25 protein-coding genes are annotated in these 24,980 nt (G+C 66.6%); 9 read left to right on the top strand and 16 right to left on the bottom strand.

All coding sequences use genetic code 11. The annotated features are described in order from the left end of the window. Nucleotides 1-424 precede the first annotated feature (424 nt). The gene (locus EO141_RS10490) at nt 425-1,810 is read right to left on the bottom strand and encodes an APC family permease (protein ID WP_126946355.1); all 1,386 of its coding nucleotides are present in this window, start codon (nt 1,808-1,810) and stop codon (nt 425-427) included. A 194-nt stretch (nt 1,811-2,004) separates the two neighbouring features. Here EO141_RS10490 and EO141_RS10485 point away from each other — a divergent pair, with 194 nt between their 5' ends. From EO141_RS10485 to cydB, 6 genes are all read left to right on the top strand, one after another. Next, complete coding sequence (locus EO141_RS10485; protein WP_104583040.1) at nt 2,005-2,769, top strand: LuxR family transcriptional regulator; 765 nt, start codon at nt 2,005-2,007, stop codon at nt 2,767-2,769. A 271-nt stretch (nt 2,770-3,040) separates the two neighbouring features. Then, entirely contained in the window at nt 3,041-3,982 is a 942-nt protein-coding gene (locus EO141_RS10480; protein WP_127169138.1) for a proline iminopeptidase-family hydrolase, read from the top strand. Between the two features lie 809 nt (nt 3,983-4,791). Then, nucleotides 4,792-5,853, top strand: a complete 1,062-nt coding sequence (locus EO141_RS10475; protein WP_104648161.1) for a polysaccharide lyase family 1 protein — start codon at nt 4,792-4,794, stop codon at nt 5,851-5,853. Nucleotides 5,854-6,116: 263 nt separating this feature from the next. After that, on the top strand, nt 6,117-7,505 hold the full coding sequence (locus tag EO141_RS10470; RefSeq protein ID WP_115677660.1) for an amino acid permease: 1,389 nt from the start codon (nt 6,117-6,119) through the stop codon (nt 7,503-7,505). 213 nt (nt 7,506-7,718) lie between these two features. Beyond that, the gene (locus EO141_RS10465) at nt 7,719-9,116 is read left to right on the top strand and encodes a cytochrome ubiquinol oxidase subunit I (protein WP_127169137.1); all 1,398 of its coding nucleotides are present in this window, start codon (nt 7,719-7,721) and stop codon (nt 9,114-9,116) included. Continuing rightward, a complete protein-coding gene (cydB, locus tag EO141_RS10460) occupies nt 9,116-10,132 on the top strand; it encodes a cytochrome d ubiquinol oxidase subunit II (RefSeq protein WP_119127792.1) in 1,017 nt (338 codons plus the stop codon). Before EO141_RS10465 ends, cydB begins: the two co-directional genes overlap by 1 nt. A 37-nt stretch (nt 10,133-10,169) precedes the next feature. Here cydB and EO141_RS10455 read toward each other — a convergent pair whose 3' ends face one another. The 15 genes from EO141_RS10455 to EO141_RS10385 form a co-directional block, all read right to left on the bottom strand. Continuing rightward, nucleotides 10,170-11,009: a prolyl oligopeptidase family serine peptidase gene (locus tag EO141_RS10455; protein WP_164739154.1), complete on the bottom strand. Its 840-nt coding sequence runs from the start codon at nt 11,007-11,009 to the stop codon at nt 10,170-10,172. A gap of 107 nt (nt 11,010-11,116) precedes the next feature. Beyond that, entirely contained in the window at nt 11,117-12,478 is a 1,362-nt protein-coding gene (gene mgtE / locus EO141_RS10450; RefSeq protein WP_104583046.1) for a magnesium transporter, read from the bottom strand. Between the two features lie 143 nt (nt 12,479-12,621). Then, nucleotides 12,622-14,352 carry a phosphoenolpyruvate--protein phosphotransferase gene (ptsP, locus tag EO141_RS10445; protein ID WP_127169136.1) on the bottom strand — a complete coding sequence of 577 codons (1,731 nt, stop codon included), beginning with the start codon at nt 14,350-14,352 and terminating at the stop codon, nt 12,622-12,624. Nucleotides 14,353-14,410: 58 nt separating this feature from the next. Beyond that, nucleotides 14,411-14,680, bottom strand: a complete 270-nt coding sequence (locus tag EO141_RS10440; RefSeq protein WP_016904613.1) for an HPr family phosphocarrier protein — start codon at nt 14,678-14,680, stop codon at nt 14,411-14,413. Next, nucleotides 14,673-15,065, bottom strand: a complete 393-nt coding sequence (locus tag EO141_RS10435) for a PTS sugar transporter subunit IIA (RefSeq protein WP_016904612.1) — start codon at nt 15,063-15,065, stop codon at nt 14,673-14,675. The genes EO141_RS10440 and EO141_RS10435 overlap by 8 nt, the downstream gene beginning before the upstream one ends. Before the next feature lie 323 nt (nt 15,066-15,388). Further along, a complete protein-coding gene (gene rapZ / locus EO141_RS10430) occupies nt 15,389-16,261 on the bottom strand; it encodes an RNase adapter RapZ (protein ID WP_164739153.1) in 873 nt (290 codons plus the stop codon). Further along, complete coding sequence (gene hprK, locus EO141_RS10425) at nt 16,258-17,208, bottom strand: HPr(Ser) kinase/phosphatase (protein ID WP_016904610.1); 951 nt, start codon at nt 17,206-17,208, stop codon at nt 16,258-16,260. The genes rapZ and hprK overlap by 4 nt, the downstream gene beginning before the upstream one ends. Next, a complete protein-coding gene (locus tag EO141_RS10420; protein ID WP_104648158.1) occupies nt 17,205-17,663 on the bottom strand; it encodes a PTS sugar transporter subunit IIA in 459 nt (152 codons plus the stop codon). Before EO141_RS10420 ends, hprK begins: the two co-directional genes overlap by 4 nt. 21 nt (nt 17,664-17,684) lie before the next feature. Further along, on the bottom strand, nt 17,685-18,002 hold the full coding sequence (gene raiA, locus EO141_RS10415; protein WP_005913379.1) for a ribosome-associated translation inhibitor RaiA: 318 nt from the start codon (nt 18,000-18,002) through the stop codon (nt 17,685-17,687). An 88-nt stretch (nt 18,003-18,090) separates the two neighbouring features. Continuing rightward, complete coding sequence (locus tag EO141_RS10410; protein WP_127169135.1) at nt 18,091-19,530, bottom strand: RNA polymerase factor sigma-54; 1,440 nt, start codon at nt 19,528-19,530, stop codon at nt 18,091-18,093. Between the two features lie 40 nt (nt 19,531-19,570). Further along, on the bottom strand, nt 19,571-20,290 hold the full coding sequence (gene lptB / locus EO141_RS10405; RefSeq protein WP_016904606.1) for an LPS export ABC transporter ATP-binding protein: 720 nt from the start codon (nt 20,288-20,290) through the stop codon (nt 19,571-19,573). Further along, nucleotides 20,290-20,838 carry a lipopolysaccharide transport periplasmic protein LptA gene (lptA, locus tag EO141_RS10400; RefSeq protein WP_104583050.1) on the bottom strand — a complete coding sequence of 183 codons (549 nt, stop codon included), beginning with the start codon at nt 20,836-20,838 and terminating at the stop codon, nt 20,290-20,292. Before lptA ends, lptB begins: the two co-directional genes overlap by 1 nt. After that, nucleotides 20,816-21,391: an LPS export ABC transporter periplasmic protein LptC gene (lptC, locus tag EO141_RS10395; protein WP_127169134.1), complete on the bottom strand. Its 576-nt coding sequence runs from the start codon at nt 21,389-21,391 to the stop codon at nt 20,816-20,818. The genes lptA and lptC overlap by 23 nt, the downstream gene beginning before the upstream one ends. Further along, nucleotides 21,388-21,936, bottom strand: a complete 549-nt coding sequence (locus EO141_RS10390) for an HAD hydrolase family protein (RefSeq protein ID WP_104583052.1) — start codon at nt 21,934-21,936, stop codon at nt 21,388-21,390. The genes lptC and EO141_RS10390 overlap by 4 nt, the downstream gene beginning before the upstream one ends. A gap of 49 nt (nt 21,937-21,985) precedes the next feature. Then, nucleotides 21,986-22,987 (bottom strand): KpsF/GutQ family sugar-phosphate isomerase, encoded by a 1,002-nt coding sequence (locus EO141_RS10385; RefSeq protein ID WP_104648157.1) that lies wholly within the window; start codon nt 22,985-22,987, stop codon nt 21,986-21,988. 53 nt (nt 22,988-23,040) lie between these two features. On the opposite strand from EO141_RS10385, the gene EO141_RS10380 reads away from it, so the two are divergent. The 3 genes from EO141_RS10380 to EO141_RS10370 all read left to right on the top strand — a co-directional run bounded on the left by EO141_RS10380 (nt 23,041) and on the right by EO141_RS10370 (nt 24,980). Further along, the gene (locus EO141_RS10380; protein ID WP_104543115.1) at nt 23,041-23,268 is read left to right on the top strand and encodes a BolA family protein; all 228 of its coding nucleotides are present in this window, start codon (nt 23,041-23,043) and stop codon (nt 23,266-23,268) included. 117 nt (nt 23,269-23,385) lie between these two features. Continuing rightward, entirely contained in the window at nt 23,386-24,660 is a 1,275-nt protein-coding gene (murA, locus tag EO141_RS10375) for a UDP-N-acetylglucosamine 1-carboxyvinyltransferase (RefSeq protein ID WP_127169133.1), read from the top strand. Continuing rightward, nucleotides 24,657-24,980, top strand: coding sequence for a hypothetical protein (locus EO141_RS10370; protein WP_104583055.1), 324 nt, complete (start codon nt 24,657-24,659; stop codon nt 24,978-24,980). The genes murA and EO141_RS10370 overlap by 4 nt, the downstream gene beginning before the upstream one ends.

The raw sequence follows: 24,980 nt of genomic DNA, 5'->3' as shown, positions 1-24,980 counted from the left end.
CGTCAGGGAACGGCAGGCTGCGGCGGGGGCCACGTCCTGCGGGCGCCATCGTTGGCGCCGAACGAGACTAGCGAATGTTTAAAGCTGAATATGTGCTGAAAATCTCGTTCAGAGATTGGCAGTCCACAAAAAGATAATCGCGTTCTGCGCGCAACTCCACGCGGGCACGCGCAGCCATCTTGCCTTGCACACGCGTGAGGCGCTGCAGCGCAAGCGCGCCTTAAACGTTTGCACCACGTACACCGCCATACAGGCAGCAGCGCGATCGTGCACTGCATCTGCAGCGACGCCTGGATCGAGCCGTCAGGCGATACAGGCAGGCCGCATGCGGGAGGGCCTGCGGCCCTCTCCGCGCAGGACTGAAGGTGGCGTGCGCTACCCGGATGTCGGCACGGGTAGTGCCTGTAGGCGAAGGCGCTGCAGGTTATTCCAGCGCGTCGCTGGCGCGGAAGTCGGTCGAGCGGCCGCTGGCCTTCAAGAACGCCAGGACCGCAAGGCCGATCACCATCCAGGCGGTACCGCCAAGTTGCGCATGCCGGTCGGCATTGATCAGCACGTAGGCCAGGATGAGGATGCCGATCAACGGCGTCGCAACATGCAACAGCAGGCTGCGGCCCCGTCCGCGAAAATGCCACAGCACCGCCACGTGCAACAGGATGAAGGCGGTCAGTGCGCCGACGTTGCACAGCGAGGACAGCAGCGCGATCTGTCCGACGAAGACTTCGCCCAGCACCATGCTCAAGCCTGCCACCAGCAGGATGGCGCGCTGCGGTACGCCGGTGCGTGGATGGATGTAGCGCAGGAAGGCGGGCAGCTGGCGGTCGCGTGCCATGGCGAACAGCAGCCGCGAGGTGGCGGCCTGCGCCACCAGTGAATTGGCGATCGCCGCACTGATTGCCACCGTGAGCGCAATGACGACCTGCAACCACGGCCCGGCGATCAGGCGCCCGATCTCGAAGAAGGCATCGTTGGAGGCCTGCGCGCTGGGATAGCGTTGCAAGGTGGGTTGCAGCAGCGCGGCCAGCCAGGTCTGCAGCACGAACAGGCCGGCCACCAGCAACAGCGCCAGCAGGGTTGCCCGGCCGACCACGCGGTTGCCGCCACGGGCCTCTTCCGACAGCGTGGAGATCGCATCGAAGCCCAGGAACGACACCACTGCCACCGACAAGGCGCTGAAGATCAGCTGCGGCGAAAAGGCCTGCGGGTTATAGAAGGGGCGCAGGCTCCACTGCGCACCATTGACGCCATGCTGGATCGCCAGGCTGGCCAGCACCACGAACACCGCCAGCACCACCAGCTGCGCGTAGAGGAAGAAGCGATTGGCACGCGCGGTGGTTTCGATGCCGCGCAGGTTGACCAGCGTGTTGAGCACCACGAAGAAGGCGATCCAGGCCGGCTGCGGCACCGCCGGCAGCACGTTGTGCATGGCGTTGGCGCCGACCACGTAGAGCAGCGTGGGCACCAGCAGATAATCCAGCAGGATCGCCCAGCCGGCCAGAAAGCCCATGCCGCTGCTCAGGCCGCGGCCCACATATGCATACACCGAGCCGGCCACCGGAAACGCCTGCGACATCTGCTGGTAGCTCAATGCGGTGAACAGCATCGCCACGAAGCCGACCAGGTAGGTCAGCGGCACCATCCCGGCGCTGATGTCGAACACGCCGCCGAAAATGGAAAACGGCGCGGTCGGTACCATGGACACCAGACCGTAGATCAGCAGGTCCTTGAGCGTGAGCTGCCGCTTGAGTTCCTGGGTGTAGCCAAAGCGTTCCAGCGTAGCCGCGTCGTCGCGGCGGGGTGTGTCGGTCATGCATGTGTCCGCTGAAAGGAGTGCCGGGTCGCGACGCAGACGCGGTAGAGCGTCTGAACGGCGATGCTGCAGTGCAACTGCCGGCCAGGCATTGTGACCATAATGTGGCCGCCAAGCCCATCCATTGGTAAAAATGCTAGGTTTTCCATGCTGGATGCGCTCCAGCGGCATACGTCGACACCGAAGGACCCACCATGTTCGACACTCTGGCCAGCCTGGGCCGCGACCTGCAGGCGCTGCACACGCTCAATGCCTGCCTGGATCGGGTGTTTGCCGATGTCTGCGGACTGGGCTTCCAGTCGTTGGTCTACGACTACGCACCGGTCCCGCTGAGTCTGGAAGGTGCCTTGATCACGCCGTCGGTCTTCATGCAGCGCAACGCGCCAGGCGATATGCAGCACGTCTGGTGCGAGCACGGGTATTACCAACATGACCCGGTTCAGCAGCGTGCCACACGGCGTACCACGCCATTCGTGTGGTCCTATCGCAACGATGGCGACATGGAGGGCGTGGAATACGTCGGCAGCCAGCATCGGCAGGTCACGCGCTATCTGTGCGATAGCGGCATGGGAACCGGTGTCACCGTGCCCTTGCATCTGCCCGGCGGCGCGTTTGCAACATTCAGCGCCGCGGTGGACGCCGTCGCGGCCGAGGCGCCACGGCTGGCCGAAGCGCAGCTGTCGCCCTTCCTGCTGCTGGCGCATGCCTTTCAGGCACGTGCGCAGGAGTTGCTCGATCCGCAGGAACGCCGCTGCCACCACATTGCATTGACCCGCCGCGAGCGCGAATGCCTGCAGTACTCGGCCAGGGGGCTGACAGCCAAGAGCATCGCCGCTGCGCTCAACCGTTCCACCGCCACGGTGAACCTGCATCTGAACTCGGCAGCACGCAAGCTGGGTGCGCGCAATCGCGTCGAGGCCGTGGTGCGTGGCATGCATTACCGGTTGCTGGAGCCGTAGGCGCGTCTGGTTCGGCGGCTGCGCCGACGCCTCAGCGATAGGCGACAGACGGTAGCGAGTTCGCCCTGGCCAAGACCTGCGAGTGGCGCGTGCCATCGCGGTGCTGGTCGATGGCCATCCGGGCCACCAACGGCATGCGCAGCTGGATCGCATCGCCTTGGTCGGGCGTCTGTCCCCGAACGCAGCGCGAACCTGGGAGTTTTGCCAGTTAACGCGCGGCGGTTCGCCCGCTAGGCTCGGCGCTCATTCTTGCCGTCAGCAGGCGTAGGTCATGCAGTCCACCGAGGGTTACGTCCAATTCCATGGGTACCGCACCTGGTACCGCATCGCCGGCGACCTGCGCAGCGACGCCTGCCCGCTGATCGTGCTGCACGGCGGCCCCGGCTGCACCCATGACTACGTGGACAGCTTCAAGGACCTGGCCGCCAACGGCCGCGCGGTGATCCATTACGACCAGCTCGGCAACGGCAAGTCCACCCATCTTCCCGATGCCGACCCCGGCTTCTGGACGGTGGGGCTGTTTCTGGACGAGTTGCAGGCCTTGATCACGCAGTTGGGGCTGTCGCAGTACGCGTTGCTGGGGCAGTCCTGGGGCGGGATGCTGGCCGCCGAGCATGCGGTGCGCCGGCCGGCCGGCCTGCGTGCGTTGGTGATTGCCAACTCGCCGGCGTCGATGGGCCTGTGGCGCGCTGCCGCGCTACGGCTGCGCGCGCGCCTGCCCGAGGACATCCAGGCGGTGCTGGATGCGCACGAAGCGGCCGGCACCCTGGACGCCCCGGCCTATCGCGCTGCAAGTCAGGTGTTCTACGCCCAGCACGTCTGCCGCGTGCTGCCGTGGCCTGCCGACGTGGCGCGCACCTTCGCCGCCATCGATGCCGACCCGACCGTGTACCACGCCATGAATGGTCCGACCGAATTCCACGTGGTCGGCAGCCTGCGCAACTGGAGCATCATCGAGCGCCTGCATCGCATCAGCGTGCCCACGCTGGTGCTGTCGGGCAAGTACGACGAAGCCACGCCGGAAACGGTGGAACCGTACGCGCGTCTGATCCCGGACGCGCGGTGGCATGTGTTCGCCAATTCCAGCCATATGCCGCATGTGGAAGAGCGCCCGGCGTGCATGCGCCTGGTCGGCAACTTCCTCGACGACCACACGCCGTGGCCCGGTGCGGAACTGGCGCATGCGTCCACGCTGGCCAGCCGCGCGGTGTGAGCCGGTGGGGCGGGGCGCGTGAGTCCGCGCGATCCCGAGCGTGCCCGGCCTGCCGGGCGCTGCTGCGGTGCGTCTCGATGCAGCCTGCGCTGCGGCCTGCGCATCGCAAGCGTCGGTGTGGCAACGTTTTAAGAGTCGTCGTCTTGAGACACGCAGATGCGCCGCAACGGCGTGTCGCTACCTCCACGCATCCACTGCTGATCACCACGCTGCGGTCGGACATTCCCTCAGGCACCACGTGGTCGCGCTGAAGTGGCCTGACCTTGCCGATAGACTTGTCATGGCGCCAGCGCTCGCCCACTGTCGCGAGTGATCCAAAGCGCAATCACGCCTCGTCTTCAGCACAGCGCATGTAATGCCGCGCAAACCGCGCGCCGGTGCGATGGCACTGCTGCTACGCACCACTACCTCTGACGACTCACAACACGCGGTCGTGTGCAGCTACCACCGCGTCGCGTCCGGTAAATGCATGTGGATTCTTGGAGAGCGCATTTGCCACCAGCAACTGCGGTCGAAAGCGCGCGTGAGCAAACCGGCATCAGTCTGCGTTTGCATGCATGGAAAACACATCTGCCTACATCAGAAAACAACGCGTACGACACCGCGCTGTCCTGTCCCGGGTGTCTTCCGCTGTCTCTTTTGCATGTCCTGCCAGAAGAACACCGTGGTGCGTCAAAGTTTCAGTGATGGATAATTGTTTTATGTTTTAAATCGCGCGAAGAATGCGGCCCCCACGCACCGCTTTGCTGTTGTCGTCGCTACGGCGCAGGCAGCACGCATCGCTTTTCCACTTCTTTGGGAGAGGCTGCATGATGATCAAGACATTCCATGGCGCACTGGCGCTTGCACTGTCCGCTTGCGCTGCGGGCGCCATTGCCGGCCCGGTCGGGTACGGTGCCGCCACCACCGGCGGCGGCAACAAGACACCGGTCAACGTGGCCACCTTCGAGGCGATGCAGGCGGCCATCGACAGTTACTCCGGCAGCGGCGGGTTGGTGCTCAACTACACCGGCAAGTTCGATTTCAGCACCATCAAGGACGTCTGCGCCCAGTGGAAGTTGCCGGCCAAGACGGTGCAGATCAAGAACAAGAGCAACATCACCGTCAAGGGTGCCAACGGCTCGTCGGCCAACTTCGGGCTATGGGTGGTTGGCAATTCCAGCAACGTCATCATCCAGAACATGACCATCGGCCTGCTGCAGGGCGGCGAGGATGCCGACTCGATTTCACTGGAAGGCAATTCCAGCGGCTCGCCGTCCAATATCTGGGTGGACCACAACACCGTGTTCGCCTCGTTGACCAAGTGCTCGGGTGCCGGCGATGCGTCTTTCGACGGCGGCATCGACATGAAGAAGGGTACCCATCACGTCACCGTGTCCTACAACCACGTCTACAACTATCAAAAGGTCGCGCTCAACGGATACAGCGACAGCGACACCAAGAACTCGGCCGCACGCACCACCTATCACCACAACCGCTTCGAGAACGTCGAATCGCGCGTGCCGCTGCAACGTCGCGGGCTGAGCCACATCTACAACAACTACTTCAACAACGTCACCACCTCGGGCATCAACGTGCGCATGGGCGGGGTGGCCAAGATCGAGTCCAACTACTTCGAGAACATCAAGAACCCGGTGACCTCGCGCGACAGCAGCGAGATCGGCTACTGGGACCTGATCAACAACTACGTCGGCAGCGGCATCACCTGGAGCACCCCGGACGGCAGCAAGCCTTACGCCAACGCCACCAACTGGATCACCACCAAGGTGTTCCCCGAACCGCTGGGCTACACCTACAGCATCACCCCGGCCGCACAGGTCAAGGCCAAGGTGATCGCCACCGCCGGTGCGGGCACCAACCTGGCCGAGTAAGCGGCAACGGCCTGCGCGCGCACCGATCCCCGGCATGTCCGGGGATTTTTGTCGGTGCGAGGCAGCAGGTTCGCGCATCGCCGGTTGCGGCCAGCCACGGTGGTCACTGGTGGTTGCGCACCGGGAGGCCGTGCTCCCGTGCGGTGGATGCGTGCAAGAGCGCTTCCGGGCTGATCGACTCCCGCTCCCGGGCCGGCGTCAAGAGGCGCGGCAGGCGCCGCGACGCGGTATCGTGTCGCGATCCCATCCATCCAAGCCCGTCCATGCCGCTTCCGACCGATCCCGTTGCTGAGCACGCTCCGTCCGCCACGCCCGCGTTGCGCCATGCGCTGAAACCGCGGCAGTTGATGATGATGGGCCTGGGCACGGCGATCGGCGCCGGGCTGTTTCTGGGCTCGGGAGTGGGGATCCATGCGGCGGGGCCGGCAGTGCTGGTGTCCTATCTGATCGCCGGAGCGCTGGTGATCATCGTGATGAACGCGCTGGGCGAAATGGCGGCCTCCAAGCCGGCCAGCGGGGCGTTCTCGGTGTACGCGGCCGATGCGATGGGCCCGACCGCCGGTGCGACGGTGGGCTGGTTGTGGTGGCTGCAGATCGTGGTGGTGATCGCCGCCGAAGCGGTCGGCGCGGCGGGCCTGCTCGCCTCGGTCTGGCCGGCGTTGTCGGTGCCGTTGCTGGCAGTGGTGTTCATGGCCACCTTCACCGCGATCAACCTGCTGGGCGTGCGCAATTTCGGCGAGTTCGAATTCTGGTTCGCCATCCTCAAGGTCGTGGCGATCGTGGTGTTCCTGCTGATCGGTGTGGCCCTGCTGGCCGGCTGGTTGCCCGGCGTGGTGTCGCCGGGGCTGTCCAACTTCACCCAGAACGGCGGGTTCGCGCCGAAGGGATTGGCCGGCATCGGCTCGGCGTTGCTGGTGGTGGTGTTCGCCTTCGGTGGCACCGAAATCGTGGCGGTGGCCGCTGCGGAAACCGCCGACCCGGGCCGCAGCCTGGCACGCACGATTCGCACCGTGGCCTGGCGCATCCTGGTGTTCTACATCGGCTCGATCAGCGTGATCGTGGCGGTGGTGCCGTGGACCAGCGCAGCGCTCAGCTCGCCGTTCGCTGCGGTGCTGGAGGTGGCGCGCATTCCCGGCGCGGCCACCGCCATCACCCTGGTCGCCGTGGTGGCCTTGCTGTCGGCGCTCAATGCCAACCTGTATGGGGCCTCGCGGATGATCTTCTCGCTGGCGCAGCGCGGCGAAGCGCCGCGGGTGCTTGGCAGGACCAGCGGCGAGCAGGTGCCGCTGGTGGCGGTGATCGCCAGCGTGCTGTTCGGGTTTGCCGCCGCCGCGCTGGAACTGCTGTACCCCAACAAGGTGTTGCCGATGCTGCTCAACATCGTCGGCGCCACCTGCCTGCTGGTGTGGACGATCTCGCTGCTGTCGCAGCTGATCCTGCGCGCACGCGCCGACCGCGCCGGCGTCGTGTTGCCGTTCCGCATGCGGGGTTACCCGTTTCTGACCCTGCTGGCCCTGGCGATCCTGGCGGTGATCTTCGTGCTGCTGGCGTCGTCGGTGGACACCCGCGCGCAGTTCCTGTCGATGGTCGGTCTGACTGTCTTCATCGCCGTGGTCAGCGAGCTTGCCCGGCGGACGCGCGGCGCCGCCTAGCATGCCGCAGCGCCTTGAACGCGTACCATCTGGCAGCAGGACAGGCGCGACGGTTTGACGCAGATGCGACCCCGTGTCGCATCGGGAACCCGCTCGAGCGTCCCTATCATGATGCGGTAGCGCAGGAGGTCGCGATCGGCCACCGCAGCGAGTCTCTGCGATCGATCTGCACCCGCTGCGCTGCGGTTTCCCCATTTTCCTGGAGGACTCTCCATGGATGCCTTGCTGTTATCGCGGATCCAGTTCGGATTCGTCATCGCATTCCACGTGCTGTTTCCCGCATTCACCATCGGGCTGTCCAGCCTGCTGGCATTTCTCGAATGGCGCTGGCTGCGCACCCGGCTGCCGGTGTGGCGCGAGCTGTATTTCTTCTGGCAGAAGATCTTTGCCGTGTCCTTCGGCATGGGCGTGGTCAGCGGCATCGTGATGGCCTTCCAGTTCGGCGCCAACTGGCCGGAGCTGAGCCGGATCGCCGGCAGCGTGATCGGCCCGTTGCTGAGCTACGAAGTACTGACCGCGTTCTTCCTCGAGGCCAGTTTCCTGGGCGTGATGATGTTCGGCTGGGGGCGCATCTCCGAGCGCCTGCATTTCCTGGCGACCTGCATGGTGGCGCTGGGCACGCTGTTTTCCACGTTCTGGATCCTGTCGTCCAACAGCTGGCTGCAGACCCCGGCCGGCTATGAGGTGGTCGACGGCATGGTGCATCCGGTGGCGTGGCTGAAGATCATCTTCAACCCCTCGTTTCCATACCGGCTTGCGCACATGGCGCTGGGCTCGTTCATCACCACCTGCTTCGTGGTCGGCGCGGTGGGGGCGTGGTATCTGCATCGCGGCGTGCATCGCGAGGCCGGGCTGCGCATGCTCAAGCTGGCGGTGGCCTTCGCGGCGATCACCGTGCCGCTGCAGATCTTCGTCGGCGACATGCATGGCCTGAACACGCTCGAGCACCAGCCGATGAAGATCGCGGCGATGGAAGCGCACTGGCATGACGAGGGCCAGGACAAGGGCTTCCCGCTGGTGCTGTTCGCCTTGCCCAACGCGCAGGCCGAGCGCAACGATTACGAGGTGGCGATCCCGCGCCTGGGCAGCCTGATCCTGACCCACAGTCTGGAAGGCAGCATCAAGCCGTTGACCTCGGTGCCGGCCGCCGATCGCCCGCCGGTGATGCCGGTGTTCTTCGCCTTCCGCATCATGGTCGGGCTGGGCTCGTTGATGCTGCTGGTGGCCTGGGTCTCGGCGTTCGCCTGGTGGCGCGGCAAGTTATTGCAGTGGCGCTGGCTGTTGGCGGCCTGGCGCTGGATGCTGCCCAGTGGCTTCATCGCGCTGGTCTCGGGCTGGTTCGTCACTGAGATGGGGCGGCAGCCGTATGTGGTGTACGGGCTGTTGCGCACTGCCGATGCGGTGGGCCCGCAGTCGACGTTGATGACCGCGATCTCGCTGGCGGTCTACGTGCTCGGCTATGCCTTCGTGTTCGGCTGGGGCATCTGGTACCTGGTCAAGATCGGCAAGATCGGGCCGACCCCGCATGACGCGCCGCAGCTGGACCACGGCGAGCACACGCCGGCACGGCCGCTGTCGGCGGCCGATGAACCGATCGACGGAGCCGCATGATGGACATGAGCAGCGTATTGCCGGTGGCGTGGTTTGCGGTGATCGGCTTCGGGGTGCTGATGTACGTGGTGCTGGATGGCTTCGTGCTCGGCATCGGCATCCTGGCGCCGTTCCGCAAGGACGAGGCGCAGCTGGACCTGATGATGAACACCGCCGCGCCGATCTGGGACGGCAACGAGACCTGGCTGGTGCTGGGCGGGGCAGGGCTGCTGGCAGCGTTTCCCAAGGCGTATGCGGTGATCCTGTCGGCGCTGTACCTGCCGGTGTTGCTGATGGTGATGGCGCTGGTGTTCCGCGGCGTGGCGTTCGAGTTCCGCTTCAAGGCGCATCGCTCGCGGCGGCTGTGGAGCAATGCCTTCGCTGCCGGCTCGATCCTGGCGACATTTGCGCAGGGCGTGATCCTGGGCGCGCTGGTGCAGGGCCTGCCGATCGAAAACGACCGCTATGTCGGCGGCATCTGGGGCTGGTTCAGTCCCTTCGCGATGCTGACCGGCGCCGCACTGGTGTTCGGCTACGCCTTGCTCGGCAGCACCTGGCTGATCCTCAAGACCGAAGGCCACGTGCAACAGCTCGCGCGCCAGCTGAGCCGGCCATTGACGATCAGCGTGTTGATCTTCATCGGCCTGGTCAGCGCGTGGCTGCCATCGCTGCAGTCGCATGTGATGGACCGCTGGTTCAGCGATGCGCATTACCTGTGGCTGATGCCGGTGCCGGTGCTGGTCGCCCTGGTGGGGTTCGCGCTCTGGCGTTCCACCGACGCGGGGCGGCCGGATATGCCGCCGTTCCTGTTGGCGATGGGCCTGTTCGTGCTCGGCTTTCTCGGCCTGGTGCTGGGCATGTGGCCATACCTGGTGCCGCCGGTCTACACGATCTGGCAGGCCGCCGCGCCGCCGTCCTCGCAGTTGTTCGCGTTGATCGGCCTGGTGGTGCTGCTGCCGCTGATCCTGGGGTACACGGTGTGGTCGTACCGCGTGTTCCGCGGCAAGATCACCGCGGATACCGGCTATCACCACTGAGCGGGTGCAGACCGCATCGGCGCGGCGAGCCGCCCGCTCAGCGCAGGCGCTGCCTGAACATCCATTCCCACATCGCCGGGTCCGCGTAGGTCGCGTCCCAGGCGTTGTGGTTACCGTCTGGATATTCGCTGTAGCGCACATTGGCGCCGATGCCCTTTGCGGCCCGGTACAGCGCGCGGTCGTCGTGCGGTGGCACCGAGTCGTCCTTGGCGCCATGGAACATCCAGATCGGCACGTGCCTGAGCTGGGTGACCGCAGCGGTGTACGGGTCGGCCTCCTTGGCCACCAGGCTGACGTAGAGCGTGCGACGCTCGTCGCGCGGCGCCTTGAGTGCGCCGCAGATCGGCACGATCGCGGCAAACCGCTGCGGCTGCATCAGCCCGATTTCCCAGGCGCCATAGCCGCCCATCGAGATGCCGGTGAGATAGGTGCGTTGCGGGTCGGCACCGAATTCGGCACTGGCCGCATCCAGCGCGGCGATCGCCATGCGTGCATTGATGCCCAGCCACTCCTCGTCGTCGGGCACCTGCGGCAGCACCACCAGGGCAGGGAACTCGGCGGTGTGTGCGCTCAGGTAGGGACCAACGCCGACCTCCGCCTGATCGCGTCCGTTGTCGCCGCGTTCGCCCGAGCCATGCAGGAACAGCACGATCGGGCGCGGTTGCGGCGCCGTGGAGGCCGGTACGAACACCTGATAGCGGTAGAGCCGTCCTTCCAGTTCCAGCGTGCGGGTGACGAAATGGCCGCGGCGTCCGTCGTGGTGGCGCTCAGCCATGCTGGAACAGCCGGCCAGGACCAGCGCCACAATCGCAAGAACAAGACAACGACGGATCACGCAGACCTCCTGACCAATGACAGACCAGCAGTATCGCCGCATGCAGGTGTGCTGGCATGTCGCGCTGCGGCGATTTTTGCCGACTCTTCATCCGATCCTTGCCGCTGTATGCCCAGCACGACGTTCGGCGCAAGCACCGGATACGGCAGCTACGGCAGCAGGATCAGCGTCGCCAGGCCGAGGAAGCTCAGGAACCCCATCACGTCGGTCAGCGTGGTCAGGATCACGCCACCGGCCAATGCCGGGTCGAAGCCCAGCCGCTTCAGCGTCACCGGGACCAGTACCCCGCCGAAGGCGGCGGTGAGCATGTTCAAGGTCAGCGCGGTGCCGATCACCAGCGACAGCATCGGCTGGCGGAACCACGCCAGCACGATCAGCCCCAGCCCGATCCCCAGCACCATGCCGTTGATCAGCGCGACGGTGAGTTCCTTCTTCAGCAAGGTCATCACGTTGGAGGAGCCGATCTGGCCCAGCGCCAGGCCGCGGACCATCAGCGCCAGCACCTGGGTGCCGGCATTGCCGCCCATGCCGGCAACGATCGGCATCAGCGCCGCCAGGGCCACCAGTTTGGCGATGGTGCCTTCGAATTCGCTGACGACGCTGGAGGCCAGGAACGCCGTGCACAGGTTGATGCCCAGCCAGATCAGGCGGCGGCGGAATGCGCGCCGCGCCGGGCTGAACATGTCCTCGTCCTCGTCCAGGCCGGCCGCGCTCATGGCCTGGTGCTCGGCCTGTTCGCGGATGATGTCGACCACGTCGTCGATGGTGATGCGGCCGAGCAGGATGTTGTTGTCGTCCACCACCGGCGCGGAAATCCAGTCATGGTCGGAGAAGCGCCGTGCGACCTCGTCGGAGCCATCGCCCACGTCGATCGCCGGTTGTTCGTCGTCGATCAGGCGATTGACCGGCGTGCTGTCCTCGTGCGTGACCAGCGCGGCCAGCGACACCCGGCCCAGATACTGATGGCGTCGGCTCACCACGTACAGGTGATCGGTGTGGTCGGGCAGCTCGCCGCGCAGGCGCAGATAGCGCAGCACCACATCGACATTGACGTCGGCGCGCACCGTCACCACGTCCGGATTCATCAGGCGGCCGGCGGTGTCCTCCGGATACGACAGCACCTGCTCGAGCCGCTCGCGGTTCTCGCGGTCCATCGACTTGAGCACTTCGTCGATGACGGTGTCGGGCAGGTCTTCGACCAGGTTGGCCAGATCGTCGATGTCGAGGTCTTCGACCGCGGCGACGATCTCGTCGGTGTCCATGTCGGCCAGCAGGCTTTCGCGCACTTCATCGCCGACATGCAGCAGCACTTCGCCGTCGTCTTCCGGGTCGACCAGGCCCCACACCACTTCGCGCTTGCCGGGCGGCAGCGACTCCAGCAGGTTGCCGATCTCCGCCGGCGCCAGTGTATTGACCAGCCGGCGTACCGGGCCCAGGCGTCCGCTATCCAGCGCATCGGACAGCAATCGCAGCTGTCGCGCGGTCTTGTCGTGGCGGACAGCTTCGGCCATGCGCGGCTCCCTGGAAGAGTGGACACGTCCCGATGGAAGACGCGGTGCTGAGTCAGCACGGCATTATCGCTTGCGCATGGTGACGAAACATACAGTGCGAAGGGCAACGCGCAGGAACATCCCCTGCGCGATGACGCAATCGCTCAGCGCATCAGGCCCTGCGCGACGTTGGCCAGCCACTTTTCGATCCCCTTGCGGTCGCGCGCGCGCAGCAGTTTTTCGCCATGCACGCGCAACTCGCCCAGGTGGATGTCGCGCACCGCACGGCGTACCTCCAGCAGCGTGGCCGGATGCAGGCTGAACTCGGTGAGCCCCAGGACCAGCAACATCGGGACGAAGCGCGGGTCGCCGGCGATCTCGCCGCACACCGCCACCGGCTTGCCGAACGCGCGCCCGGTGGCGATCACCTGCGCGATCAGGCGCAGCACCGCCGGATGCAGCGGCGAGTACAACTCGCCCAATGCCTCGTTGTTGCGATCCACCGCCAGCAGGTACTGCACCAGATCGTTGGTGCCGATCGACAGGAAATCGATATCGTCGATAAAGCAGTCCAGCGCCAGCGCCGCAGCCGGCACTTCGATCATTGCGCCGAGCGGAATGTGCTCGGCGATCTCGTGGCCTTGCTCGCGCAATTGCGCGGCCAGCTTCTTGATCTGCCGGCGCAGCAGCTGGACTTCCTCGCGGCCGCTGACCATCGGCACCAGGATGCGCACCGGCCCGTAGCCGGAGGCGCGCAGGATCGCGCGCAACTGCGCCTGCGCCACCGCAGGCCGGGCCAGCGACAACCGCACCCCGCGCAGACCCAGCGCCGGGTTGTCTTCGTCGCTCAAGGTCAGGCCGGTGCGGTCGGCCTTGTCGGCGCCCAGGTCCAGGGTGCGGATGGTGACCGGTCGCCCGCTCATGCCCAGCACGGTGTCGCGGTAGGTGTGGAACTGTTCCTCTTCGTCCGGCAGCTCGTTGCGCTGCAGGAACAGGAATTCGGTGCGATACAGGCCAAGGCCGCTGGCGCCGAGTGCGTGCGCCTTCGCCACGTCCTCCAGCGATTCGGCATTGGCCAGCAGCGTGATATCGACGTTGTCGCGCGTGCGCGTGGGCTTGGAGCGCAGCCGGCCCAGTTCGCGCTGTTCCTTGGCCAGCGCGCGCAGGCGCTCGCGGTAGTCGCGCAGGTGCTCGGGCTTGGGATCGACGATCACCTGGCCGGAACCGGCATCGACGATCAATACATCGCCATCGTCGATCCGCTGCACCGCATCGCTTACCCCCACCACCAGCGGCAGGTGCAGGCTGCGCGCCAGGATCGCGCTATGCGACAACGCGCTGCCGGCGGTGGTGACGATGCCGACCACCCCTTGCGCCTGCAACTGCGCCAGCTCCGAGGGTGCGACGTTGTCGCAGACCAGGATCTCGCCGGCCACGCCCTTGAGGTCGGGCGCGCGCTTGTGCAGGAACGCATGGATGCGGCCGATGACGTGATCCAGGTCGTCCATGCGGCTCTTGAGGTAGGCGTCCTCCATGCCGTCGAACACCGCTGCCAGCCGGTCGCGCTGCACGCGCAAGGCGTAGTCGGCGCTGTAGCGGTGGGTGCGGATCAACTCGTCCAGGCCTTGCAGCAGCTCCGGGTCGTCGAGCAGCAGCGCATGCAGTTCGAGGAATTCGCCGACTTCGCGCGCAAGCGCGCCATGCAGGCGGTCGCGCAGCTGCTGCATCTCGGTGCGTGCCGCCTCGATCGCCAGATGCAGGCGCTGCAGCTGCGTCTCCACCTGGCTGGCGGGCACGCGTTGTTCGGCCACTTCCAGCGTGTGGCTCTGGCGCACGCGCGCGCGTCCGAGTGCGTTGCCGCGCGAGGCGGCGTGTCCACGCAGACGCAGGCTCATGTGCGCCCCTGGCGCGGCCGCGCCCTGTCGGTCAGCCCCGCACCGACCCCGCGCATGCTCAGCTGTCCTCGTCGAAACGACGCTCGAACAGGTCCACCAGCGCCTGCAGGGCCTGCGCTTCGTCTTCGCCATCCAGCCGCACCACCACGCTGGTGCCTTGGCCTGCGGCCAGCAGCATCACGCCCATGATGCTCTTGGCGTTCACCTCGCGGCCCTTGGCCGCCAGCGTGGCGTTGCTGCGGTAGGACGACAGCGTCTGCACCAGCTTGGCGGTTGCCCGCGCATGCAGTCCGAGTCGGTTGGAAACTATGAGTTCGCGTTCAAGCATCGTCGATGATCGCTCCGTTGCGGGTGCCTGCCGCCGCGGTGGCGGGCAGCTCCTGCAATCCTTGTTCGGGGTAGTTCATCACCCGCAGCAGCATCGGCAGGCTGAGCGCGGACACCCGGCGAACCGGCGTGCCGAGCTTTGCCAACCGGCTGGCGAGATTGCTGGGGCTGGCGCCGTACAGGTCGGTCATGACCAGCACGCCGTCGCCGCTGTCGACCCGTCGCATCGCCGACGAGGCCTGGGGCAGCAAGGCGTCCAGGTCTGCATCGAGCGGCACGTCGAACGCTTCGGTCTTCAGCGGCAACTGCCGCAACAGCCCCGTCGCCACGTTCAACAACGCCGCGCCGATGCCGGGATGAGTAATGAGGAGAATGCCACAGGCCATGCCGAAACGTTAACAGGTCGGCATGACCGCGCGATAGCGTCTGCCGGCACCGATGTGTTGCGAAATGAATAGCCGTTTAGGACCGCCGCACCGTGACGCGCACGATGCCTGCAACACATGCGCTGCCGCCGGCACGGCAATGATCCGTGACCTCGCCAGTCTCCCGATGCGTCCCGCATCACAAGCGAGCGCTGCAGTCAGTAGGCGGGAAGGCAACGCGTGATCAAAACGCGCTGATGAAATGCATTGATGACACGCGTTCTTTCAGACTGCATGACACCGCTCTGACGATTCCCGATTCCCGATTCCCGAATCCCGGCCCTTCAATCCTGCTCGCGATGAAACGTCGCCACTTCCGGCCAGCCCTGCTCGCGCGCATGCCGCGCCATGCGCTCGGCCAGATACACCGAGCGATGCTTGCCGCCGGTGCAGCCGAAGGCGATGGTGACGTAGCTGCGGGTGTCGTTGCGCAGCCGCGGCAGCCAGGTATCGAGCAGGTCCACGATCTGCGCGCTGTAGCGCACCACGTCCGGTTCCTTGTCCAGATAGTCGCGCACGCCGGCATCGCGGCCGGTCAGCGGGCGCAGCTCCGGGTCCCAATGCGGGTTGGGCAAGACGCGCGCATCGAACACGAAGTCGGCCTCGGCCGGCACGCCACGCTTGTAGGCGAACGATTCGAACAGCAGCGACAGTCGGTCGCTGGTGCCGAGCGCAAACTCGGTGACCACCCGGCGACGCAGCTGGTGCACGTTGAGCGCGCTGGTGTCGATGATGGCATCGGCCTGCGCGCGCAGCGGTTCGGTCAGCTGCCGCTCGCGGGTGATCGCTTCCGGCAAGGCCAGGCCGAGATGGCTGAGCGGATGGCGGCGGCGGGTATCGGCGTAGCGCTTGATCAGCGCCTCGTCGCTGGCCTCGAAAAACAGCAGCCGTGCCTCGATGCCGTATTCCTGCGCGGCCTGGCGCCATTGCGCCAGCTGGGTCAGGTCGCTGCGGCTGCGCACATCGATGCCCACCGCCAGGCGCTGGTCGCCGAGCGGGTTGCCACGCAGGCGGCTCTTGACGAAGTCCGGCAGCAGTTCGACCGGCAGATTGTCCGAGCAGTAGTAGTCCAGGTCCTCGAAGGTCTTCAACGCGACCGATTTGCCCGAGCCGGACAGCCCGCTCACGATCATCAACGTGGAGGGCGCGGTACTCATGGCGTGCGTCGCTCCAGCAGGTTGCTGTGGCGGGCGATGAACATCGCCGCCGGGTCGATGCCCTTGGTGCGCAGGATATGCAGCCGCGTGGCCGCCTCGGTCAGCACCGCCAGGTTGCGGCCGGGCATCACCGGCAGGGTGATCAGCGGCACGTCCAGGTCCAGCACATGCCGGCTGCCGGAATCGCCGGTCAGGCGTTCGTAGCCGGACGGGGTGGGCTCGGTCATCGGGCGGGTCAGGTGCACGATCAGGCGCAGGTACTTGTTCTTCTTCACTGCGGTGTCGCCGAACATGTCGCGCACGTTCAACACGCCCAGGCCGCGCACTTCCAGCAGGTCCTGCAGCAGTTCCGGGCAGGTGCCGTCGAGCACGTCGGGCGCGATCTGGGTGAACTCCGGTGCGTCGTCGGCCACCAGGCGGTGACCCCGGCTGAGCAGTTCCAGCGCCAGCTCGCTCTTGCCCGAGCCAGCCTCGCCGGTGATCAGCACGCCGATCGAATAGATCTCCATGAACACGCCATGCAGCGTCACCCGCGGCGCCAGCGTGCGCGCCAGGTGGTAGGAGAGGTGATTGAGCAATTCATGGCCGCGCTTGGGCGAGATCCACAGCGGCGTGTTGGATTCGTCGGCGGCCGCGCGCAGGTCTTCCGGGCACGACTGGTTCTTGCTGATCGCCAGCGCCAGCGGCTGCACCTGGATGATCTTCTCGATGGTCTCCCAGCGCTGGCGCGCATCCAGCGAGTCCAGCCAGGCCAGCTCTTCGGTACCCAGGATCTGCACCTTGTTGGGATAGATCACGTTGAGGTAGCCGGCCAGCGACGGGCGGCGCGCATTGTTGCTGCCGGCCTCGATCTCGCGGTGCTCGCCCTTCTGGCCGGCGACCCAGCGCAGCGCCAGCTTGTCGCGCTGCTGGTCGAACAGTTCGCGTGCGGTGATGCTGGTATTCATGCGGCGCTGGCCTGTGGTGGCGGTGCGTCGGTGAGCAGCGCCATCAAGGCGTCGGCGTTGGGGGCGGCGCGCAGCTGCTGACGAAACTCCGCATCGGAAAACCGTTCGGCCAGCTCCGACAGCAGCATCAGGTGCTGGTGGGTGTAGTGCGCAGGCACCGCCATCGCGAAGATCAGGTCCACCGGCTCATCGCTACCGAAGGCCACCGGCGTGTCCAGCCGCAGCAGTGCGCCCCGTGGCTCGGTGAGATTGGGGCAGCGCCCATGCGGGATGGCGATGCCGTGGCCGATGGCGGTACTGCCCAGGGCCTCGCGCTCGCATAGGTTGGCGTAGAGCTCGTCGGCGCCGGCCTGGCGGCAGGACAGCAGGTCGGCGGCGGTATGCAGGACGGTGTCGCGATCGGCGGCCGGCGACACCACGGTGCGCACGGCCGCCATCAGATCGGTTAAAGGCATGAGGGCATCAAGCGGGAAGCGTCATGCGGGATTGTCGCGCACCTCGCGTGCATGGTGGTTACATTTCTTTTCCTTGTGCTTGAGCACCAGGCGGTCGAGCTTGTCGACCAGCAGGTCGATGGCCGCGTACATGGTGGAGCCGCTGGCATCTGCGTGCAGGGTACGACCGGGAAGGTTGACGGTGGCGACCACGTGATGGTCTGGCTTGCGAACGGCCAGCTGGGTCCGGACTTCACAGTGCTGGTCGAAATGGCGCTGCAGTCGCTGCAGCTTGCTTGCCACGTACTCCCGCAGCGCGGGGGTCACTTCAAGCTGGTGGCCATACGTCTCGATACGCATCGGATACCTCCATTGGTCGGGTGGGCCAATGAACCGTTCCGGTGATCCGACGAACCCGGCGCAGGCCGGCGTTGCGGTGGGTGCAACGTCAGGCGATACGGACGCGTTCGTGGGAGGCGGAAATGTTCATGGCCTCACGATACTTCGCAACGGTGCGCCGCGCCACTGGTACGCCGGAGGTTTTCAGCAGGTCGGCCAACTTGGCGTCCGACAGCGGCTTGCGCGGGTTTTCCGCCTCGATCAGGCGCCGGATCATGGCCTGGATGGCGGTGCTGGAGGCCTCGCCGCCGCTGTCGGTGTCGATGCCGGAGGCGAAGAACGAGCGCAGCGCGATGGTCCCGCGCGGGGTGCGCACGTACTTGCGGGCGATCGCGCGGGAAATGGTGGATTCGTGCAGGCCGAGCTCGCCGGCGATCTCGCGCAGGGTCAACGGGCGCAAGGCCTGCGCGCCGAATTCCAGGAACCCGGCCTGGTGCTGCAGCAGGCAGCGCACCACCCGCAGCAGGGTCTCGCCGCGCGCTTCCAGGCTCTTGAGCAGCCAGCGCGCCTCCTGCAGCTGGCCGCGCAGATAGCCGGCGTCGGATTCGCCGCAGCTGCGGATCAGGTTCTCGTAGCCGCGGTGGATGGTGACCTTGGGCTGGGCGCGACCGGCCAGCGAGGCCCGCCACACGCCACGCTGGCGCCAGATCACGCAGTCCGGCACCACATAAGTGTCCTGCGACAGGTCGCCGATCTGCTTGCCCGGGCGCGGGTCCAGCGAGCGCACCAACTGGACCGCCTGGTCGACATCGGCGGTGGAGCGCTTGAGTTCGTGCGCTAGGCCGGCCACGCCGCTGCGCGGCAGGCGCTCCAGCGGGCCGGCGACGATCTGCAGCGCCAGTTCGCGCCCCGGGGTGGCCGGGTCGAGCACGGCCAGCTGCAGTGCCAGGCATTCGCCCAGGGTGCGCGCACCCACGCCGACCGGGTCGAAGCGCTGGATCTGGTGCAGCACGGTGAGCACGTCGGCCTCGTCCACTGCCGCGCCCAGCGCCAGCGTTTCCAGGATGGCCGACAGCGGTTCGCGCAGGTAGCCGTCTTCGTCCAGCGCATCGATCAGCATCGCGCCGATCTGGCGGTCGCGCGGCGACAGCGGCGACAGGTGCAGCTGCCACAGCAGGTGGTCGGCCAGCGTTTCGGCTTCTGCCACGCGCTCGGCGGCATCGCCGGATTCGTCATCGTCGAAGCTGCCGCCGCTGCCCGAACCTGTCCACTGCAGCTCGTCCTGCGACCAGTCGTCGTCGCGCTCGGCCGGCGCCGGTTCTTCGCGCGGGGTGTCGTCGGTGGAGGCGGCCGACGATGCTTCCACCGGAAGCGCGTTGGCCGCATGCGCGGCTTCGTCGGCCCATTCCAGCAGCGGATTGGTCTCCACCGCTTCGGCGATTTCCAGTTCCAGCTCGGTGGTGGACATCTGCAATAGCTTGATCGCCTGACGCAACTGCGGCGTCATGACCAACTGCTGTCCTAGCGATGTCTGGAGCCGGGCTTTCATGCGGGCACTGACTGGGAAAATCGATGGCGCGGCGACGCGCTCAAAGGCGGAAAGTTTCCCCCAGATACACGCGACGGACGTCGGGATTGGCTAGCAGCGCATCTGGTGCCCCCTGCGCCAGTACGCCCCCCTCGGCGAGAATATACGCGCGATCGCAGATTCCCAAGGTTTCGCGCACGTTGTGATCGGTGATCAGCACGCCGATGCCGCGTTCCTTGAGGTGGATGATGATGCGCTGGATCTCGCCGACCGAAATCGGGTCGACGCCGGCGAAGGGTTCGTCGAGCAGCATCATGCGCGGCTTGGCCGCCAGCGCGCGCGCGATCTCGCACCGCCGCCGCTCGCCGCCGGACAGGCTGGCGCCCAGCTGGTCGGCCACGTGGGTGATCTGCAGTTCTTCCAGCAGCGAGACCAGTTCCTTCTCGCGGCCGGCGCCATCCAGCTCTTCGCGCAGCTCCAGCACCAGGCGGATGTTGTCGGCCACGGTGAGCTTGCGGAAGATCGAGGGCTCCTGCGGCAGATAGCCGACGCCAAGCTTGGCGCGGGCATACATCGGCTCGGCGGTGAGGTCGCGGCCGTCCAGCTCGATCCGGCCGGCATCGGCCTCGACCAGGCCCACGATCATGTAGAAGCAGGTGGTCTTGCCGGCGCCGTTGGGGCCAAGCAGGCCGACCACTTCGCCGGCCTCGAGCGTGAGGCCGAATTCCTTGACCACTTCGCGCTGCTTGTACTTCTTGCGCAGACCGGTGGCGACCAGCATTACTTCTTCCCCTGCGGCTTGGCCGCGGGCTTGGCGGCCGGCGTTGCGGCCGCCGGCGCCGCGGTCTTCGGCTGGATGATGGTGCGCACGCGGCTGCCGTCGCCGCCGCTCTGCATGTTGCCGGTCTTGGTGTTGTAGACCATGCGCTGGCCGGCGTTGGTGCCCTTGGGCGAGTCGACCTTGTAGTTGCCGGTCAGCACGATGACTTCGTTGGCGACCTGGTACTCGATGTTGTCGGCCTGGCCGTTCATCATCGCGCCGTCGTCCATCTGCTGCTTGAGCGTGGCCTGCTTGCCGGTCAGCACGACGCGGTCGGTCTGACCATTCTTCTGGAAGATGTCGGCGGTGTCGGCGTGGATTTCCAGCGTGCCCTGGGTGATCACCACATTGCCGCTGAAGCGGCACTTGCCGCTGTCGTCGAGCATGTTGCAGTCGTTGGCATTGGAGTCGATCGCCATCGGCTGATTGCGGTCGCTGGTCTTGGCCATCGCAAGGGCAGGCAGCAGCAGCGCGGCAAACGCCAGCTTAGCGGGCAGCATTCGGTTCATAACGGGTCTTGACCTGGGAAAGGAGCTTGTACTGGCGTGATTTGAGATCGGCCTCGAAGCCGACCCCGCTCTGCATGATACCCGGCCGGCTCATGCTCACCGGGGCAGCGGTCTTGGCGAGATTCTGCTGCGGGAACACGTCCAGGCTCTGGGTACGGAACGTGGTCGGCGGGGTTGCGCCGCCGGTGGGGCTGTCGCCCTCGACATCGCCGCGCAGGCGCAACTCGTCGCCCTTGGGGCTGATCCAGCCGGTCTTGGAGCGCAGCGTCCACGGTTGGTTGGTGTTGTCGGGCAACAGGAACACCGGGGTGGTGACCTCGGAGGTGCGATCGGCACGGTTGCGATGCATCTCCGGCGCGCGCAGCGTCATCGATTCCTTGCCGGTTTCCTTGTCCAGCGCAATCAGTTCGAAATCGCGCAGCACGTAGTCGGCGCGCGAATCGTCCGCCGCCGCCGCAACCGGGCGCGCGCGCTGCTGCCAGGCCGACCAGCCGGAGACCACCGCAGCGGCCAACAACACCACGCCCAGGGTGGTGCGCCAGTTCCAGCTCATGCGGAAAACCTTTCGATGATGCCCTCGATCTGGCCTTGCGCGGCCAGCACGACGTCGCAGACCTCGCGCGCGGCACCTTCGCCGCCACGTGCCCGGGTATGCCACTGCACGCGCTCGGCGATCCACGGGTGCGCGTTGGCGGGTGCGACCGGCAGGCCGACCGCCAGCAGGGCCGGCAGGTCGGGCAGGTCGTCGCCCATGAACAGCACCTGGTCCAGCGACAGACCGTGCTCCTGGCACAAGGCCAGCACGGCCAGGCGCTTGTTCTTGACCCCGATCTGCACGTGCAGGCCCAGATCCTGGCCGCGCTTTTCCGCCGACAGGCTGGCGCGCGCAGTGATCAGCGCGACATGGATGCCGGCATGGTCGAGCTGCTTGAGCCCCTGGCCGTCGAGCACGTTGAAGGACTTGCTCTCGTTGCCGGCATGGTCGTAGTACAGGCGGCCATCGGTCAGGGTGCCGTCGACGTCGAAACAGGCCAGGCGGATACGCGCGGCGCGGTCGGTGATGTCGGCGGGCAGGTGCTGCAAAGGGGAATAGGGCATCGGCACGAATCGGTGAGAACGGGGTTCCAACGGTAGAAAACTGAACCTGTTAAACCACTTTTGCGCGCAACAGGTCGTGAATGTTCAATGCGCCGACCGCGCGCTGCTGCGCATCGACCACGATCAAACCGTTGATCTTGTAATCCTCCATCAGCCGCGCGGCTTCGGCGGCCAGCTGGTCGGCGCCGATGGTGCGCGGGTTGCGCGTCATCACCTGCGCAATGCCGGCGCTGCGCACGTCGATGTCGCTGTCCAGCGCGCGGCGCAGGTCGCCGTCGGTGAACAGGCCGATCAGGCGGTCCTGGCCATCGACCACCGCGGTCATGCCCAGGCGCTTGCGGCTCATTTCCATCAACGCCTCGCTCAGGCTGGCGTCCTCGCGCACGCGTGGCAGGTCATCACCGGCGTGCATTACGTCGGTGATGTGCAGCAGCAGGCGCCGGCCCAGGCTGCCGGCCGGATGCGAGCGCGCGAAGTCGTCGGCGGTGAAGCCGCGCGCGTCCAGCAGCGCCACCGCCAGCGCGTCGCCCATTGCCAGCGAGGCGGTGGTGCTGGAAGTGGGCGCCAGATGCAGCGGGCAGGCTTCGGCGGACACGCTCACATCCAGGTGCACGTCGGCGGCCTGGGCCAGCGACGAGCTCGGGCGCCCGGTCATGGCAATGATCGGGTTGCCCTGGCGCTTGAGCACCGGCAGCAGCATGCGCACCTCGTCCGATTCGCCCGAATAGGACAGCGCCAGCACGATGTCGGCCTCGGTGATCATGCCCAGGTCGCCGTGCCCGGCCTCGCCCGGATGGACAAAGAACGCCGGCGTGCCGGTGGAGGCCAGGGTGGCGGCGATCTTGCGCGCGATATGCCCGGACTTGCCCATGCCGGTGGCCACCACGCGCCCGCGCGAGGCCAGCACCAGCCGGCAGGCCGCGGCGAAGTCGCTGCCGATCCGCGCGCCCACGCCGGCCAGCGCCTCGCGCTCGATCTCCAGCACGCGCTGGCCGCTGGCGACCAGGCTGGCGTCGCTGACGGTGGCGGAGGGCAGGTGCGAGACGGCCATGCGGGACTCGGGTGAAGAGTAGAATGTGCGCTCATTTTATGAGGAAACGCCCTGTGGACGCCGAAACCATCCGTAAACTCATCGAATCCGGCTTGCCCGAAGCCCGCGTCGAGGTGCACGGCGACGATGGCGTGCACTTCGAGGCGACCGTGATTAGCCCCGCATTCGCCGGCAAGGCGCCGCTGGCCCGCCACCGCATGGTCTACGCGACCCTGGGCGAGCTGATGGGCGGGGCGATCCACGCGCTGCAGCTCAAGACGCTGACCCCCGACGAAGGCTGAGCGTCAGTCGATCCTGGCCGATCGGGCTGCGCCCCCGCCCCGACTGCCAAGTGCCGGCCGACTCCTGGCGACCCCTTACATTTCCCCGACGTCCCTTTTCGGATTCCCCAAGCTCCCATGGCAAAAATCGTAGTGACCGGCGGCCAAGCGCTGCATGGTGAAGTCAATATTTCCGGCGCCAAGAACGCGGTGCTGCCGATCCTGTGCGCGACCCTGCTGGCCGATGCGCCGGTGGAGATCAGCAACGTGCCGCACCTGCACGACGTGATCACCACGGTGAAGTTGCTCAGCGAGCTGGGCGCCGAGGTGACCATCGACGAAGGCACGCTGGCCAAGGGGCGCTCGATCCTGGTCGACCCGCGCTCGGTCACCCACCAGGTCGCGCCCTATGAGCTGGTCAAGACCATGCGCGCCTCGATCCTGGTGCTGGGCCCGCTGCTGGCGCGCTACGGCACTGCCGAAGTGTCGCTGCCCGGCGGCTGCGCGATCGGCTCGCGCCCGGTCGACCAGCACATCAAGGGCCTGCAGGCGCTGGGTGCGGAGATCAGCGTGGAAAACGGCTACATCAAGGCCACCAGCAATGGGCGCCTGAAGGGGGGCCGCTACGTGTTCGACATGGTCAGCGTCACCGGTACCGAGAACGTGCTGATGGCGGCCGTGCTGGCCGACGGCACCACCGTGCTGGAAAACGCGGCGATGGAGCCGGAAGTCACCGACCTGGCCGACTGCCTGATCGCGCTCGGTGCGCAGATCGAGGGCGCCGGCACGCCGCGCATCGTGGTGCAGGGCGTCGAGCGCCTGGGCGGCGGGCACCATGCGGTGCTGCCGGATCGTATCGAGACCGGCACCTTCCTGGTCGCCGCGGCGATGACCGGCGGCAGCGTCACCGTGCGCCGCGCCCGTCCGGACACCCTGGACGCGGTGCTGGACAAGCTCACCGAAGCCGGCGCGGCCATCACCACCACCGCCGACAGCATCACGCTTGACATGCATGGCAAGCGCCCGCGCGCGGTCAACCTGACCACCGCGCCGTACCCGGCGTTTCCCACCGACATGCAGGCGCAGTTCATGGCGCTCAACTGCGTGGCCGATGGCGTGGGCGTGATCAACGAAACCATCTTCGAAAACCGCTTCATGCACGTCAACGAGCTGCTGCGCCTGGGCGCTGACATCCAGGTCGAAGGCCACACCGCGATCGTGCGCGGTGCCGAGCGCCTCAGCGGCGCGCCGGTGATGGCGACCGACCTGCGCGCTTCGGCGTCGTTGATCCTGGCCGGCCTGGTGGCCGACGGCGACACCAGCATCGACCGTATCTACCACCTGGACCGTGGCTACGAAAACATCGAGGAGAAGCTGGGGGCGCTGGGCGCGACCATCCGGCGCAGCGCATGATCCTGCGCGGGCGGTTCACCACCCGGCGCAAGATCCTGCTCGGCGTGATCGTGCTGATCCTGGCGTGGCTGGCCTACGCCTGGTCGGTCGGCATGGCGATCACCCAGGGTGTCGAGTTCAAGGACATGGACTGGAACAACGACGGCACTGCCAGCCGCGACGAGATCGCGCAGTCGTTCTATGCGGTGGCGGTGAAGAAGACCGTCGAAGGCAAGCGCCATTGCGACCTGTTCTACTGGCGCAAGAATGACCAGCAGATTCGCGTGGACTGCCGCACGGTGTTCAGCACCGGCGACGACAAGGCTGCGGCAAAGCCCTGA

The organism is Xanthomonas sp. BRIP62415 (assembly GCF_003993515.1).
Classification (GTDB): domain Bacteria; phylum Pseudomonadota; class Gammaproteobacteria; order Xanthomonadales; family Xanthomonadaceae; genus Xanthomonas; species Xanthomonas euroxanthea.
Note: the sequence above shows the minus strand (reverse complement) of the source record. Positions and strands in the feature narration are given on the sequence as shown.

Bases quoted from the DNA above. Each gene is read 5' to 3' on its own strand.
- EO141_RS10490 (WP_126946355.1), bottom strand. From the start codon at position 1,810: ATGACCGACACACCCCGCCGCGACGACGCGGCTACGCTGGAACGCTTT.
- EO141_RS10485 (WP_104583040.1), top strand. From the start codon at position 2,005: ATGTTCGACACTCTGGCCAGCCTGGGCCGCGACCTGCAGGCGCTGCAC.
- EO141_RS10480 (WP_127169138.1), top strand. From the start codon at position 3,041: ATGCAGTCCACCGAGGGTTACGTCCAATTCCATGGGTACCGCACCTGG.
- EO141_RS10475 (WP_104648161.1), top strand. From the start codon at position 4,792: ATGATGATCAAGACATTCCATGGCGCACTGGCGCTTGCACTGTCCGCT.
- EO141_RS10470 (WP_115677660.1), top strand. From the start codon at position 6,117: ATGCCGCTTCCGACCGATCCCGTTGCTGAGCACGCTCCGTCCGCCACG.
- EO141_RS10465 (WP_127169137.1), top strand. From the start codon at position 7,719: ATGGATGCCTTGCTGTTATCGCGGATCCAGTTCGGATTCGTCATCGCA.
- cydB (WP_119127792.1), top strand. From the start codon at position 9,116: ATGGACATGAGCAGCGTATTGCCGGTGGCGTGGTTTGCGGTGATCGGC.
- EO141_RS10455 (WP_164739154.1), bottom strand. From the start codon at position 11,009: ATGCGGCGATACTGCTGGTCTGTCATTGGTCAGGAGGTCTGCGTGATC.
- mgtE (WP_104583046.1), bottom strand. From the start codon at position 12,478: ATGGCCGAAGCTGTCCGCCACGACAAGACCGCGCGACAGCTGCGATTG.
- ptsP (WP_127169136.1), bottom strand. From the start codon at position 14,352: ATGAGCCTGCGTCTGCGTGGACACGCCGCCTCGCGCGGCAACGCACTC.
- EO141_RS10440 (WP_016904613.1), bottom strand. From the start codon at position 14,680: ATGCTTGAACGCGAACTCATAGTTTCCAACCGACTCGGACTGCATGCG.
- EO141_RS10435 (WP_016904612.1), bottom strand. From the start codon at position 15,065: ATGGCCTGTGGCATTCTCCTCATTACTCATCCCGGCATCGGCGCGGCG.
- rapZ (WP_164739153.1), bottom strand. From the start codon at position 16,261: ATGAGTACCGCGCCCTCCACGTTGATGATCGTGAGCGGGCTGTCCGGC.
- hprK (WP_016904610.1), bottom strand. From the start codon at position 17,208: ATGAATACCAGCATCACCGCACGCGAACTGTTCGACCAGCAGCGCGAC.
- EO141_RS10420 (WP_104648158.1), bottom strand. From the start codon at position 17,663: ATGCCTTTAACCGATCTGATGGCGGCCGTGCGCACCGTGGTGTCGCCG.
- raiA (WP_005913379.1), bottom strand. From the start codon at position 18,002: ATGCGTATCGAGACGTATGGCCACCAGCTTGAAGTGACCCCCGCGCTG.
- EO141_RS10410 (WP_127169135.1), bottom strand. From the start codon at position 19,530: ATGAAAGCCCGGCTCCAGACATCGCTAGGACAGCAGTTGGTCATGACG.
- lptB (WP_016904606.1), bottom strand. From the start codon at position 20,290: ATGCTGGTCGCCACCGGTCTGCGCAAGAAGTACAAGCAGCGCGAAGTG.
- lptA (WP_104583050.1), bottom strand. From the start codon at position 20,838: ATGAACCGAATGCTGCCCGCTAAGCTGGCGTTTGCCGCGCTGCTGCTG.
- lptC (WP_127169134.1), bottom strand. From the start codon at position 21,391: ATGAGCTGGAACTGGCGCACCACCCTGGGCGTGGTGTTGTTGGCCGCT.
- EO141_RS10390 (WP_104583052.1), bottom strand. From the start codon at position 21,936: ATGCCCTATTCCCCTTTGCAGCACCTGCCCGCCGACATCACCGACCGC.
- EO141_RS10385 (WP_104648157.1), bottom strand. From the start codon at position 22,987: ATGGCCGTCTCGCACCTGCCCTCCGCCACCGTCAGCGACGCCAGCCTG.
- murA (WP_127169133.1), top strand. From the start codon at position 23,386: ATGGCAAAAATCGTAGTGACCGGCGGCCAAGCGCTGCATGGTGAAGTC.
- EO141_RS10370 (WP_104583055.1), top strand. From the start codon at position 24,657: ATGATCCTGCGCGGGCGGTTCACCACCCGGCGCAAGATCCTGCTCGGC.